Annotated in this window: 12 protein-coding genes; 2 read left to right on the top strand and 10 right to left on the bottom strand. The window is 44.8% G+C overall.

Going from position 1 to position 13,510, the window contains the following annotated elements; genetic code table 11:
* Positions 1–11 precede the first annotated feature (11 nt).
* From R7M92_RS09725 to R7M92_RS09690, 8 genes are all read right to left on the bottom strand, one after another.
* Positions 12–1,196, bottom strand: coding sequence for a glycosyltransferase (locus R7M92_RS09725; RefSeq protein WP_285386009.1), 1,185 nt, complete (start codon positions 1,194–1,196; stop codon positions 12–14).
* A 144-nt stretch (positions 1,197–1,340) separates the two neighbouring features.
* A complete protein-coding gene (locus R7M92_RS09720; protein ID WP_285386007.1) occupies positions 1,341–2,411 on the bottom strand; it encodes a glycosyltransferase family 4 protein in 1,071 nt (356 codons plus the stop codon).
* Positions 2,386–3,912 (bottom strand): sigma-54 dependent transcriptional regulator, encoded by a 1,527-nt coding sequence (locus R7M92_RS09715; protein ID WP_318133257.1) that lies wholly within the window; start codon positions 3,910–3,912, stop codon positions 2,386–2,388. The genes R7M92_RS09720 and R7M92_RS09715 overlap by 26 nt, the downstream gene beginning before the upstream one ends.
* A gap of 308 nt (positions 3,913–4,220) precedes the next feature.
* The gene (locus R7M92_RS09710) at positions 4,221–4,601 is read right to left on the bottom strand and encodes an Hpt domain-containing protein (protein WP_005377636.1); all 381 of its coding nucleotides are present in this window, start codon (positions 4,599–4,601) and stop codon (positions 4,221–4,223) included.
* Between the two features lie 11 nt (positions 4,602–4,612).
* Positions 4,613–5,299, bottom strand: a complete 687-nt coding sequence (locus R7M92_RS09705; protein WP_017820661.1) for an AAA family ATPase — start codon at positions 5,297–5,299, stop codon at positions 4,613–4,615.
* The gene (locus R7M92_RS09700) at positions 5,299–7,401 is read right to left on the bottom strand and encodes an SLBB domain-containing protein (protein ID WP_017820662.1); all 2,103 of its coding nucleotides are present in this window, start codon (positions 7,399–7,401) and stop codon (positions 5,299–5,301) included. Before R7M92_RS09700 ends, R7M92_RS09705 begins: the two co-directional genes overlap by 1 nt.
* Positions 7,398–8,264 carry an OmpA family protein gene (locus R7M92_RS09695; protein ID WP_318133255.1) on the bottom strand — a complete coding sequence of 289 codons (867 nt, stop codon included), beginning with the start codon at positions 8,262–8,264 and terminating at the stop codon, positions 7,398–7,400. Before R7M92_RS09695 ends, R7M92_RS09700 begins: the two co-directional genes overlap by 4 nt.
* Before the next feature lie 26 nt (positions 8,265–8,290).
* A complete protein-coding gene (locus R7M92_RS09690) occupies positions 8,291–8,611 on the bottom strand; it encodes an STAS domain-containing protein (RefSeq protein WP_017634929.1) in 321 nt (106 codons plus the stop codon).
* A gap of 421 nt (positions 8,612–9,032) precedes the next feature.
* Between R7M92_RS09690 and R7M92_RS09685 the strand changes: the two genes are divergently transcribed.
* Positions 9,033–9,878 carry a DNA ligase gene (locus R7M92_RS09685; protein ID WP_086046755.1) on the top strand — a complete coding sequence of 282 codons (846 nt, stop codon included), beginning with the start codon at positions 9,033–9,035 and terminating at the stop codon, positions 9,876–9,878.
* 15 nt (positions 9,879–9,893) lie between these two features.
* Here the strand turns inward: R7M92_RS09685 and R7M92_RS09680 are convergent, their stop codons facing one another.
* Together R7M92_RS09680 and R7M92_RS09675 are read right to left on the bottom strand one after the other, a co-directional pair.
* A complete protein-coding gene (locus tag R7M92_RS09680; protein ID WP_054576897.1) occupies positions 9,894–10,892 on the bottom strand; it encodes a DUF3080 domain-containing protein in 999 nt (332 codons plus the stop codon).
* Positions 10,893–11,026: 134 nt separating this feature from the next.
* Positions 11,027–12,397: an MATE family efflux transporter gene (locus tag R7M92_RS09675; RefSeq protein ID WP_005377626.1), complete on the bottom strand. Its 1,371-nt coding sequence runs from the start codon at positions 12,395–12,397 to the stop codon at positions 11,027–11,029.
* 392 nt (positions 12,398–12,789) lie between these two features.
* On the opposite strand from R7M92_RS09675, the gene R7M92_RS09670 reads away from it, so the two are divergent.
* Positions 12,790–13,401 (top strand): riboflavin synthase, encoded by a 612-nt coding sequence (locus R7M92_RS09670; protein ID WP_005377625.1) that lies wholly within the window; start codon positions 12,790–12,792, stop codon positions 13,399–13,401.
* Positions 13,402–13,510: the final 109 nt, after the last annotated feature.

Below are 13,510 nucleotides of genomic sequence, written 5' to 3'. Positions count from 1 at the left end.
GACCGGGCTCCTCAATTGATGCTCAACCAGCGTGAAAGAGGCTTCATGCAGTGAGTCATTGGCATTGGTGTAATGGCGTTATTATTAAGTTCACCTTCGTAAATACGTTCAATAGCGTTGATAGATGCAGTCGTCGTTAAGTGCTGGCTAGCATGTAGGTAAGCGTTTTCCGCCAGCTTGTTTCTTAATGCCGCGTCTTGCATGACTTGTTGAATCGCGTTTAACAGGCTCGCCATTCCACTGTTCTGGTACAGCAATGCAGAGTGATTATGCTCGAACAACTCAGGAATGCCTCCCGTTTTAGGAGCCACGATAGGCAGTTGAGCTAAAGCCGCTTCCCCGAGCACGAGACCAAAGGCCTCTTCATAGGCGCCGCTAATAAAAGCGTCTGCATTACCACACATCCACTCTCCGGCATTGTGTTGCTCCCCGACAAAGTGCACTCGCTCTTGGATACCAAGATCCGCGGCAAGCTGTTGCAATGCTTCTCTTTCTTCGCCGTCACCAACAATAACAAGGTGAGGGTTGTGGTGGTGGTAGTTGTGCATGCGCATTGCGCGAATAAGGCGGTCGAACCCTTTGCGCTTAATCAGCGAACCCACCGACAGAAAGGTAAAGGCCTGTGATGGGATTCCGAGGCGATCTTTAATGTCGATGGGTGTATCCACGCCTTGAAGTGACACGCCGTTGTGTACGACATGAAGTTGGTTTTGCGGGTAGCCGTCCTGAAGAATTTCGCGTCCAACATCTTTGCTAACGCAAATCAATTTTGGAGAGAGGTGAAGTCCGAGAGAGAAGCGATCGCGCAATGTATAATGGCAATGAAGTTGCGTGACAAGTGGTATATGATTCATGCGAGCAGCCAAACACATCCATTGACAAGGGCCGCCGCTATTGACGTGTACCAAGTCGATGCTGTGCTTTTCGATCAAATCTGAGCCTTGTTTGATAAGGCTATTCCACCCGCTAATATCCCAGCGTGGAGCGCTCCAACCACCAACCAAATTGAAGGCTGAATGTTCCGCTTCAATTCCGAGCGATTGGCACTTATCGATTAATGGTTGGCAGTTTGACCATACGAAAGGCTCAAACTTATTGCGGTCGATTCCTGAAATGAGATCCAGAAGCACCACTTCACTGCCGCGAATCCAATTATCACCATAATGAACATATAGAATGCGTTTTGGCGTAGTCATAAGTCACCTCTGTCTCATCATTAATCTGCGTTAACTGCTGAGCTGCAATAGAGATGCCAAAATATGCCATTAGTTTATGTGATTGAATCTTATATGATATTTATGTTTGGAAGTCATCATTCTCATATTGAGAACCAATATGGATTAGTGATCCGTTTCAATTTGATATTTTTGTAGCAATACGGGAATCACACTTTGCGCTGAGAAATCATCAATGATGGTTTGTCGAGCATTCTGGCGAATGAGTGATTGTTGCGCTTCACCAATCGACATCCAGTCATGAAGACATTTAGCAAGAGAGGGAATGTCTTCGACGATAAAACCATTTTTACCCGTTTGGATAATATCTGGAAGACGACCTACACGTAAGCTCATCACGGCAATGCCTCTCGACATGGCTTCCAGCGCCGCCATTGGAAGACCCTCATAACGAGAAGAGATGATAAGTACGCTGATATTTTCCCAAACACCTTCCATATCGGTTTGATGGCCGAAGAAAGTCACGTTTGGAGGGGCAGTTTGATTAAGCGACTCTTTTTCTGGGCCATCACCGTACACACTAAACTGTAATGTTGGACAGAGCCTCGCTACCTCAATAAATTGATCGGCGCCTTTTTCCTGACTCAATCGGCCGACAAAAGCGATCTCCTGATAGTTGAGTTGACTGTTGGGAATCGAAACAAAGTTATTCAGCAGTTCTGAAGAACAAAAAACTTTGCGCTGAATACTTGGACTGACAGCAAAGCGATAGTCAGATAGGCTGCCTGAGCTTCTATCAAGCCAATCGTATAGCCATAGCTTCCCTGAGGACGATTCACCAGCATGATAAGTTGAAATCAAACGAGGAAACGTACGGGTGAGCAGTTTGGCGCAGCGCGACAAAATCGACGCTTTATAACCATGGGAGTGAACCACTGAGGGTTGGTGATTGGCGACGGCGCTTGTTAGGTGTTTAATTTTTAAAGCTTTATTGGGCTCGCCAGACAAATAGTTTAAGTAACTCACAGGGATCGCGGCTTCTTTTGCCTTCTGTACAATCTGAGCGGCTGGCGAATACTCAGTGGTTAGCACAACTCGAGCTTTGTTTCCAAAGGCGATTAATCCCCGAGCTAGCTCGATAACGTGACTTTCAATGCCGCCGAATAGACGGCTATCAAGCAAGATCCAAATTTCACCAATGGCAGGTTTATCAAGATTGTTCGAGATTAATTTCATCCGCTTCCCACGCTTGTTTTTTTCGGTAAACCGTAGATGGGCTTAACTCCAGCATGACAGCGGCGTTGAGGACGTTGCCATCACAGTACGCAATTGCGTTTTGAATTGCTTCACGCTCTACTTGCCACATAGGGCGAATGGTTCCATCAGAGTTAAAGTACGGTGAGGTAGCAGCAGAGGACGGTGTACCAGGCTGCTCCGCTGCGGTAATCGACGGTTCGACCGCAGAAGGTGAAGGTTCCTCAGTATAACCAGGTGGTGGTGTGATTGGTGCAATGTTTGCTGACTCTTGAGCAACATGCGCAGGCGTCGTTGTTTTCGTCACTTTAGACTTTTTAGTAAGTTGAGCGGGTAGGTGGCTCACCGTGACTTTTTCGTCGTTATTAAGCACCACAATGTTACGTATGATGTTTTGTAGTTGCCTTACATTACCCGGCCATTCGTAATGCTTGATGATATGTTGAGCTTCGCTGTCGATTGTTGAGAATTTCTTTTTGTCCTGTTTGGCGTAAGTGGTCAAGAAGTGCTTGGCAAGCGTGACGATGTCACTTCCTCGTTCACGTAATGGGGGCATATCGATAGGTATAACGTGCACACGGTAGTATAAGTCTTCACGAAAACGACCTTCTTCTACTTCTGTTAATGGATCTCGGTTGGTGGCACAAATGATTCTCACATCCACTTTCATTTCTCGAGTGCCACCAAGAGGAGTGTAAGTGCCCGTTTGTAGAAAGCGGAGCAACTTCTTTTGCATCTCAAGTTCCATTTCACATAGCTCATCAAGAAAAAGCGTACCACCATGTGCCAGCGTCGCCGCACCTTTTCGATCTGTTGTTGCTCCAGTAAAGGCCCCTTTAACGTGACCAAAAATCTCACTTTCCATCAAATCTCGTGGAATAGCCCCACAGTTAATTGCAATAAAAGGCTTGTCTTTACGGTCGCTCTGGCGGTGGACGGCTTCAGCACAAACTTCTTTACCTGTGCCGCTTTCTCCCACAATAAACACACTGGCAGAAGTTGGCGCAACAGCATCAATGGTCTTGTATACCGCCTGCATCGGGAGGCTTGAACCGATGAATCCGTGATAGTTGTGGCGATCAAACTTGGACTGAATATTTTCCACCAAATCTTCCAATTTGGCGCGTTTAAGGTGCAATGCAACTGACGTTTTTAGGCGATCAGCGTTTATGGGCTTTTCTAAGAAATCTTCCGCACCTTTTTGAATTAGATTAACGGCTAAGTCGACGCTGCCGTGTGCCGTAGCAATAATAACGGACGTAGGAATGTCATTCTGGTTGATCCAATCCAGCACGTCTGCGCCAGACATGTCGGGCAGTTTCAAATCGAGAATGATGAGCTGAGGTTTGCTTCTTTCAATAAATTGAATCGCTTCGCGACCTGTCTCGACATGAAAAATGTCATAAGGTTCGTCTTTCACATACTGCTTATAAAGTATGGCTAGTGAAGTAGAGTCCTCTACCAGTAACACCCTTGGTCTCATAGTCCCATCCCAACGTAGTTTGTTTCATTTTTTATGATTTTTGTCAGCACTACTATTTGGCGTTATGAGTGGTTTATTGCTCTCTAGTGCTGAAAATTCTCAATTTGAGAAAAGCGTTATTTAAGTATTAGCACAAGGTAGGAAATTTGCGAAAAATCCATACTTTTTAATTGATTAAGTTATGCCCAAATAACTTCAAGGTGTGTGGCTTGGCGAGGGTGACTGAATTTGGAGCCTAAATTTCTGAGATGATGTAGGCATCGCGCTTTATCAAACGTGATGCTTCGCTAGGGGGTAAGACACTGATACTACTCAAACCCTTGAGCTTTTCGCTTTTCTAACGCATCAAACGATTCATTGGCGAGTTGAGGAAGTGTTTCACAAAGCTCCAATGCTTTTGGTATTTTTCCTTCGACACAGTACTTCTCAATCATTCTTGCTTGTCTTGAAAGCGTTCGATTGCCTAGAGCGAGAGCAGAACTGCCCAGTGTGTGAACCTCGAACTCTAATGTTTGAAGGTCTTTTGTGCTTAATGCTTGCTCTATTTTCTCCATGCGATCGCGTGACTCTTCGACATAGTGATCAATCAAGGTAGGGATGATTTCGGCGCACGTATCTTTGATCATTTGCTGAAGAATATGCTCATCCACTAATTCTTGCTCGATAGTCAATGTGTTATTTATCGTCATAATAGCGCTCCCTATAACATAAACAGTTCGCTTTTTTTAATTTGCTGAGACAGTTTTTCTTTCCACTTTTTTGGTAAGAAACGCAGCTTGGAAACTTGGCGGATTAACTCATCTTTCAGGCTTGGTGTATGCTTCATGTTCAAGACAGAACCAATCAAGTTCGCATCGCTAGCATCGAGTAGCTTTTTGGCTTGCTCGAGCTGGGTTGCAGTCGTAGAACCATAATGCGCTACTAACAAAGTAGCATCACATACGCCAGCAATCACTTGAGGCGCAATATTGCTTCGGTTGACACTGAGAAGTGGTGATGTATCTATCACGACGCGCTCGTACTGCGTTAACCATTGTGCAATGTTTCGTTTCAGCATTGTTGGGTCTCGGTACGCTAACTGAGTGCTGGCGAGAGATGGAGCAGGGAGGCCGACTAAAGTTTGATGTGTATTCTCTCGTGTGATCAAATGGCCAACCTTCTCGTCATCATCAAATTCGTGAACAGTGTGATAAGCGGGTTTGAATAAGTTAAGGTCTACATACAAAGTATTGTGCCCTGCTAAAACCAAGCGCTCTGCAAGAGATGACGCCACGGAAGTGACACCATCTTCAGATTTACAACCCACAACACAAATCGTTTTGTGGCCTTTCTGTTCGCTCTGAAGATAAATTTGCTCAATCTCAGCGTGAGTTGCAGGAATAGTCATTACAACGCTCCTATTAACACGATGGTTGTGGTGATTTGTAAAATATCTCTTAATCCGGCCCTCGCTTTTTCAACAAAGCTTTCGTCTTTATGGGGAATGTAAATCGTGTCGCCTGCGCGAATAACTGGCAGCTCATAAATGTTGGCTGTTTTACTAAAGTTCACCAAATCAAATGTTCGGGCTTGGCCCTGGCAGCAAGACATATTGACCACACTGATCTTTTCAAGGTAGGCATTGTCAGTTGGTCCTCCTGCTTCCGCTAACAGATCAAGCACAGTCATGTTGTCATTGAATACGTATCGCCCTGGGTCTCTTACTTCACCTAATACGCGTACCGTGGACTCTTTTGAACGATCTAACCAGTTTTTGTTTTTTTCTGGAATGTAAATGGTATCACCAGGACGAACGTGGGGCAGAATTGATTCATCACCTGTTTCAAAGTACATCGATAAATTCAATTTACTCACTTTGGCATAACCTAGGCCTCGGTGTGTGACACGGATGTTGTGAATATCTGCATCCATTGTCGGTCCATCGGCGGCAGACAAAATATCCAGAAAATGCATATCTTCAGTGAAACGATAGCGCCCAGGTGCATTGATTTGCCCGAAAACGTATATCGATGCGTCAGAGCTTTGGCTTACCCATTGCGATTTATTATCGGATGGGTCGTCAGGCAATGCATGTACCCTTACGACTGTACCAGCGGAAACTTGAGGTAGGCTTGATGTTGGTGAGCCATCCAGAATGTATTGGTCTAAGTCAAATTGTGTCATTTGACCGTTATTGGCGACTTCAATTTTGGTGGTATCAGCTCGTCGAGTTGGGCCTCCAACGTGTGCAAGCAGATCAATCAAATCCATTTCGTCTGACCACTCGATGCGTCCAGGGCGAACAACTTCTCCCATCACTGCGACCGCTCGACTAGGTGCTACTTTTAACCAAGACTTCTCATTGAAATCGGTTTTCTCCGGTACGAAAATCGCGTCTCCTGGTCCAACATTTGGTGGTCTGGCTGAAGATAGTCCTTCTGTATGCGCGGTAAGATCGAATTTGATTACTTTGCCATCGGCTTTTATAACGCGAATTTGGCGAGATTCTGCGTAGCGAGTGGGCCCGCCAGCGTTGGCGAGGATATCCATGAAGCTAGCGCCTTGCTTGCCTTCGTATGCCCCAGGATGGGCGACTTCACCCATCACGTAAACCACATTTGCACCTGCTTTGATTTCTTCTTCCTGTTTTGGGACAAAGATGGTGGCACCTGGCAGGATCTCCGGCAATAGGCTTTGGTCTCCAGTATCAAGGTACTTTTTCAGGTTAAACATGGTTGGGTTATTGTTTGTTATCACGCGAATTTGCTCAACACTGGCATATCGTGTCACGCCGCCAGCTCGCATTACGACATCAACTAGCGTGGTGTTTGGCTTGTATGAGAACGAGCCAGGTGCGTTGACTTCACCAAAGACTTTGATTGCACGAGCGGAATCTGCGCTGTCACCTGAATTCGCGAGTTTTGCTGCATCAAACTCTTGCTCAATATTCCCTACGAGTGGGGAGGCGGGGACAAATAAGACATCCAGTGATTCTAGTTTTGGCAGCTGGCTATTGTCCCCCGTATCAAGGAAGCGTTTGTAGTCAAATTCAATGTTTTTATTTCCACGTTTCACGATCATTTTATCAAGCTGAGCCCCTGCGCGCAGGCCTCCAGCTTCGTACACAAACATTTGAATGTTGGACCCAGAAGGTAAGGTATATTCACCGGGTTTGACCACGTAGCCTTGAACGGACACTAACAACTGTTGCTGTTTAATAAAAACTCGAGCGTTGTTAACGTCACGATACACGGTCTTTAGCCTGTCGATAATCACGTCTTGGAGTTGTTGTTCATTGTAGCCGGCCACTAATACAGGGCCGACTTCTGGTAAATTAATTCGTCCACGACGATCAACCTGAAACCCTTGGTTTAACGACGCCTCTCCAGGTAAGTTAATCTGTATTAAATCGCCGACCTTAACAGTATTGCTCTCATCCGCTATGGAAGAAGGTACCCACGCGACCAGACACAACAACATTAAGAGGATAAATGGTTTCATCGTGTTCATAGCGCGCCTCCTGCCGTTGGGTTGCGGTTTATTGAGGTATCGCTATCTGAATTAGGGCTAATAACCTCGATGCTTACTCGACGATTAGTTAAACGCACTGCGGATGTTTCACCTTCATAGAGTGGCAGGTTATCTCCGACAGATTTGGTAGTGACTCTCTCTGAAGTGATACCAAATACGGTTAGGTAACGCTTTACTTGTTCTGCACGCGCTTGAGCAAGTTTCTGGTTGTAATCGGGTGTTCCAGTTGCATCCGCATGCCCCGTTACTACAAGAGATAGGTTAGGGTGGTCACGTAAAATGTAGGCTGCTTCTGCCAAATGTCCCATGTACTTCGGGTTGATTTCAGCTGAATCGACAGCAAACTGGTTGTCGATATTAAGTAGTGCATAGATATCCGCGACTATGTTTAGGTCGCTACGCAGCGCTTCAATATCATCGGGCGGTGTGCAAGTGGTTTGGCTTAGTACGTAGTCGAGTTGTTGTTCGAGCTGGTTTAAGCGTCGACGCTGAATCACAAGGTCGTTGGCAGCGTCGAGTAAAAGCCCACCTTCTAACTCGCGCGCAATTCTATTTTGTTTTTCAAGGGCCTGAACAACTGCCGCAGGAAAACACCAGCGCGCGCCCTCTTGGATTAGTGCGTCTAGATGTAACTTGGTCAGTTGCCAATCAAACCTTAACCCATGTTCTGGACCTAAAGGCTCGTCAGGCATCACTGGGGAAAACTGATAATTCTCGATCGAGATATCTTGATAGCTTTCCGCCAAGCCACCTTTCCCGTGCTCTGGGTAGTCAAACGACGAACAACCAAATATGCCGACAACAAGAACGTTTACTGCATATCGTCGTATAAGATTTACCATGCCAACCTCCGTTTAAACCGGTATTTTTAGTGTCCTTTTGAGTTAACGGGAATGGCATGGTTGATACGAAGCAAGCTCATGATTTCTAAAGGTTGGCCTGATACGTTTTCAATACTCATGCTTCTTTCACGTTCAACTAGACGCTTATATAAGTAAACAATGGCACCAATCCCTGAAGAATCAAGAAATTGGACGTGCTGTAGGTTAATTTCGACTTCTTTGTGATGATTGTTGTGAATTACCTCATCAATGTGATGTTGTGCTTGTCGACAGCCGCTTGCATCTAAGTCACCAAAAAACTCAATGGCTAACTTGTCTTGATTGATTTCTAGTTTGCGTAGTTCCATGACTCTGTCTCCGTTTGTTTTTCTAATTGGATATAGAGCAGGTAACGTGCCAATTTGAAATTAATGAAAAATCAAATAGTTAAATATTGTTAATGATATTGTTCAATTTGAGAAAGGACTGATTCTCAAATTGAGAATCAAAAACGTACAGAGAAATGGTTTGCTTATAAGAGGTTTTGAGCCGAAAGAAGTCGTTAGAGCTGGGGGCTCGTCATGATTAGATTCCAACTCGATTGACGAACCATCCGCCTTACGTGAATAACGTGTAACGACTAAATGCAAAACCTGTCTAAAGTTTATGATTATCTTTGCAAATTATTACTAATGTTGATTGTTATGAGTCGAAGAATGACTAGTAATAAATAGGTCATCGAGAGGACTTACGTTTCAATAAAGGCGATTTTTTGTACAAGGTCTTCTTATGCCATTAAAAATGACATTAATTGCGCTGGCTGTTATGGCAGCGTCTTCACAGCTTCAAGCGGATACGTCTCTCGCACCACCAGTTTCTCTTGCACAAAGCTATCAGGATGGCATTGATGTGTCTGAATATTGGTATAGCGAAAAACTTGATGGTGTTCGCGCTTATTGGACTGGGCAACATCTCGTGACGAGAAATGGTAATCGAATCTACGCCCCAGATTGGTTTACAGGACCTTTGCCTGATTATCCGTTGGACGGTGAACTTTGGGCTGGGAGAGGTAATTTCCATCTTGTTCAGCAAACGGTGTTAGATAAAACTCCTGTAGAGTCTGCTTGGCGACACATCGACTTTATGATCTTTGATATGCCATATTCCGCTGGTGATTATCGGAAGCGTTATTACAACATCAAAGACTTAGTGCTTGAAGTCGACCAGCCTCATATCAAATATGTCGAGCACCGAGCGATTCAAAATGAAGCTCATCTGTTTACACAGTTGGATAAAATTTCAATATCCGACGGTGAAGGGGTGATGTTGCGGAAGGTATCAAGCCGCTATCAGGCTGGACGCGGTAGTGATTTGCTTAAACTAAAACGATACGCAGATGATGAAGCGTTAGTTGTGGGTTATAAGCCAGGAACAGGGCGCTTATTAGGTATGATGGGAGCAATGTTAGTTCGCTTACCAAATGGCATTGAGTTTTACATCGGTAGCGGATTTACCGATGAAGTACGTCGCCAGCCTCCGAAAATTGGTTCAACCATTACATTTAGATATAACGGTTTTACACATACTGGTAAACCACGTTTTGCTCGATTCTTGCGTGAAAGGTTGAAGGAATAGAACGCTCTGCACTTACTAGTTGCCAACGGTTACGCCACATCGTTTGAAGAGACCCTGCCAAAACTGAACGTGGTTTAGGGTTTCTTGCCTAAATGTCCTATGTGCCTCAATGATGCCATACTGGTGACCATGGAGTTGCATACGGTTCTCCACCAAAGTGGCACCATCATTAAGTTGTTGATAGGTACTGTCTAAATAAGCCAAATAAGGTTGCACTTCTTCAACGTAAATGGATTGAAAGACATTTCTTAAGTAGCGGAACTGAGTGGTGTCTCTGTTCGGCCCGCACAATACATTGCTCTGGTTCTGCTCAAGTAGCTGAGTTGTCGCTTTTAACCAAAGGGATGTGTTTACCATTGAATAGTAAAGTCGTCCGAGTAAACGAGATTTCTCTAACTCTTCTTGATATTGCGTAACTTCCACATCGGGAAGACGTGAGACCGCGCGGTGGGGTAAATCATACATTTCGCTGAAAATACGATAGACATCGTTAATGCGTGCAATATCATTCGTCGTGTCTTGAGATAGCCAATCAGAGGCAGTTAGTTGCTTCTGCATGGCATCACTTACAAGTAGTAAGTTGTCGAGATGAATGTCTAAGTGTTGCCACTTGGTTGAGTAAAGCTCTGTCAATGTCGCGCGTTCTTCATCGCTAAGTGGAAACTCGGATAAACATCGATGCATGACTCTTAAAAGGGCAGTTTGATAATCAAAATCATGAAAGGCATCCTGCACCTTTCCAAGTTGCGAGTTTTTCTCAGCAAGTAAATTGAAGAGTCCGCACTGTCGTAATTGATAGCTCTCTAGCAGGCCAATAGATAGCCTTGGCAATGGCTCGAACAAAACGCGTTTCGCAGGAATCGTTACCGTAGACTGTAATTCTATTGGAATAGCAGGAGCTTCCAATACATTGGCTACACGTTGATGATACTTATCAAACATGGCGTTCTCTGGATTAAACCAGTTATCACAACCATTAAGAATCAAGATTAAGAACAATAAAATAGACCGCACAAATATCCTTTTTTATAACTTCGTATCCGTTGTCTAGAGAGCAAAATCAACCGCTTCGTAATCTTGTTATAAGTATACTCAACCGTGTGATTATTCGATCAAAAAAGCCAGCGGAAGCTGGCTTTTTTTACTTTTTATTGAACTGAAAAGTTCAATTGCACTTCTGGCTCTTGGCGATGCATCCAACGCATTCTGACGCCTAACATAAAGGCCGCAGAAGATAGGCCGATGATAAAACCAAGCCAGAAGCCTTGTGCTCCCATTGGCTCGACAATCCAGTCTGTACGGCCAAGGACGTAACCAATTGGCAGCCCAAGAATCCAATAAGCAATAAAAGTACGGTTGAAGATGGCTCGCATGTCTTTATAGCCGCGTAATGCACCAGCTGCGATCACTTGAACCGCATCCGTACATTGATAAACAGCGGCAAACACGAGCAGGTGCATCGCTAGAGTGATTACCTCTGGGTTGCTAGTATAAAGCTCGGCGATCCACTCACGAGACAAGACGGTTAAAATCGCTGTGAGAACGGACAATGCTAGACCAACCATAATGCCGACTCGTGACGCTACGCGCGCGCCATCTACGTTTTCTTCACCAAGTCGATGGCCGACACGAATGCTTACTGCTGCACCAATACTCATTGGTAGCATAAATACCAACGAGGAGAAGTTAATCGCGACTTGATGCGCTGCCACAATGATAGGACCCAGTGGTGAAACGAGCAGTGCAACGACAGCAAACAGTGTCACTTCAAAAAACAGCGCTGCTGCAACAGGAAAGCCGAGCTTGAATAGACGAACTTGCGCTTTCCATTGTGGGCGATGCCATTCTCCAAATAGGTTGATGCTTTTCAATCGCTCTGATGTCATCACATACAGCAATAGCATGGCAAACATGACCCAGTAAACAATCGTGGTTGCTACACCACATCCAACACCGCCTAATTCAGGTGCACCAAACTTGCCGTACACGAAAATCCAGTTTAGAGGAATGTTGAGCAGCAAACCGATAAAGCCAATCACCATTGCCGGCTTCGTCAATGACATACCATCCGTAAAGCTTCTAAGCGTTTGGAAAAGTAAAAAAGCGGGTACTGCTAATATAACGGCATGAATGTATCCCACCGTTTTTTCTGCCATCAGTGCTTCAACATCCATCAGCCCGAGAATAAACTGGGTTTGAAGCAGGACTGCAATTATCGGCACACTGATCAGCAATGCTAAAACGACGCCTTGCTGAATTTCAAACGGGATTTTCACTCGACGACCAGAGCCATTTAACTGTGCGACAACAGGGACCAATGCCATTAATAAACCCACCCCAAACAAAATGGATGGTAGCCAAATACTTGAAGCGACAGAAACCGCAGCCATGTCGGTGGCGCTAACGCCGCCAGCCATTACGGTATCAACAAACCCCATACCAGTTTGAGCGACAGATGCGATCAATACCGGGGTCGCCAATTTGATAAGACTTGATGCTTCTTCTTTATAGCGATGCACTAAAAATACTCCAGAGCGGAACAATAAGTTGAAAGAATGAGAGTGCTCGAGGGCAAAAGATGTGGTGAACGGATCTGATGGTTGATTTTAGTCACGATAAGGTGAAAAAATGCCTCGGAGAAACTCCGCGCAAATGATAAACAATTGTATGTTTATATTCCATAGCTAGGTAGTGAATAGTCGATAACACTGACTGGACGCTCTCTACGCTAAGGATACGCTTTTACTGAGAACAGCAGCGAATCATGGTAATGTTGAAACATGCATGAGAACAAACCAGTGTTCATTAAGCCATGGCTTTATCGTCTGCGGTCTTTATTTCCGACCTGTAGCGCAGTGTTTAGGGCTTAGTCTTCGACTACAGTTGGTATTAAATCAATAGGTAAAAAGAAATGTTTACAGGAATAGTTCAGGGTACGGCGAAGGTCGTTAAAATTGATAAAAAAGAACGCTTTCAAACGCACGTTGTCGAGTTAAGCGATGAACTTTGTAAAGGGTTAGAAATTGGTGCATCCGTTGCACACAACGGATGTTGTCTAACTGTGACTAAGATCGAAGGCAACCTTATCAGTTTTGATTTAATGCAAGCGACATTGGCTCTTACTAATTTAGGTCGGCTGGTGGAAGGGGATAGCGTAAACATTGAGCGCGCGGCTAAGTTTGGTGACGAAATAGGCGGGCATAGCATGTCTGGTCATATTAGTTTGACGGCAGATATTGTCGATATCATCGATACGCCCAATAACCGCACGATTTGGTTTCAACTGCCGCAAGAATCAATGAAATATGTATTAGCGAAAGGTTACATTGGTTTAGATGGCTGCTCGCTAACTATTGGTGAAGTTGAAGCGTGTCGTTTTTCGGTACACCTAATTCCAGAGACCTTGCAGCGAACGCTTTTCGGAGTGAGACAAGTAGGGGAGCGTGTTAATATTGAGTTTGATCCTCAGACTCAAGCAATTGTTGATACTGTTGAGCGCGTTCTTGCAGCAAAACAGCTTTAGAATGAGAAAAAGGAGCCGAGTGCTCCTTTTTCATTTTCAGCCCTAAACCACCTACTTCAGTAGGTGGTTATCATCCGTTTCGGCTTTGCCTGTAAAACTACTCATGCTA

The organism is Vibrio sp. Vb2880 (genome assembly GCF_033337975.1).
Taxonomy (GTDB): domain Bacteria; phylum Pseudomonadota; class Gammaproteobacteria; order Enterobacterales; family Vibrionaceae; genus Vibrio; species Vibrio alginolyticus.
This window is presented reverse-complemented; position numbering and strand designations above follow the sequence as displayed.

Excerpts from the sequence above, each read along its gene's own strand:
- R7M92_RS09725 (WP_285386009.1), bottom strand. The coding sequence starts at position 1,196 with ATGACTACGCCAAAACGCATTCTATATGTTCATTATGGTGATAATTGG.
- R7M92_RS09720 (WP_285386007.1), bottom strand. The coding sequence starts at position 2,411 with ATGAAATTAATCTCGAACAATCTTGATAAACCTGCCATTGGTGAAATT.
- R7M92_RS09715 (WP_318133257.1), bottom strand. The coding sequence starts at position 3,912 with ATGAGACCAAGGGTGTTACTGGTAGAGGACTCTACTTCACTAGCCATA.
- R7M92_RS09710 (WP_005377636.1), bottom strand. The coding sequence starts at position 4,601 with ATGACGATAAATAACACATTGACTATCGAGCAAGAATTAGTGGATGAG.
- R7M92_RS09705 (WP_017820661.1), bottom strand. The coding sequence starts at position 5,299 with ATGACTATTCCTGCAACTCACGCTGAGATTGAGCAAATTTATCTTCAG.
- R7M92_RS09700 (WP_017820662.1), bottom strand. The coding sequence starts at position 7,401 with ATGAACACGATGAAACCATTTATCCTCTTAATGTTGTTGTGTCTGGTC.
- R7M92_RS09695 (WP_318133255.1), bottom strand. The coding sequence starts at position 8,264 with ATGGTAAATCTTATACGACGATATGCAGTAAACGTTCTTGTTGTCGGC.
- R7M92_RS09690 (WP_017634929.1), bottom strand. The coding sequence starts at position 8,611 with ATGGAACTACGCAAACTAGAAATCAATCAAGACAAGTTAGCCATTGAG.
- R7M92_RS09685 (WP_086046755.1), top strand. The coding sequence starts at position 9,033 with ATGCCATTAAAAATGACATTAATTGCGCTGGCTGTTATGGCAGCGTCT.
- R7M92_RS09670 (WP_005377625.1), top strand. The coding sequence starts at position 12,790 with ATGTTTACAGGAATAGTTCAGGGTACGGCGAAGGTCGTTAAAATTGAT.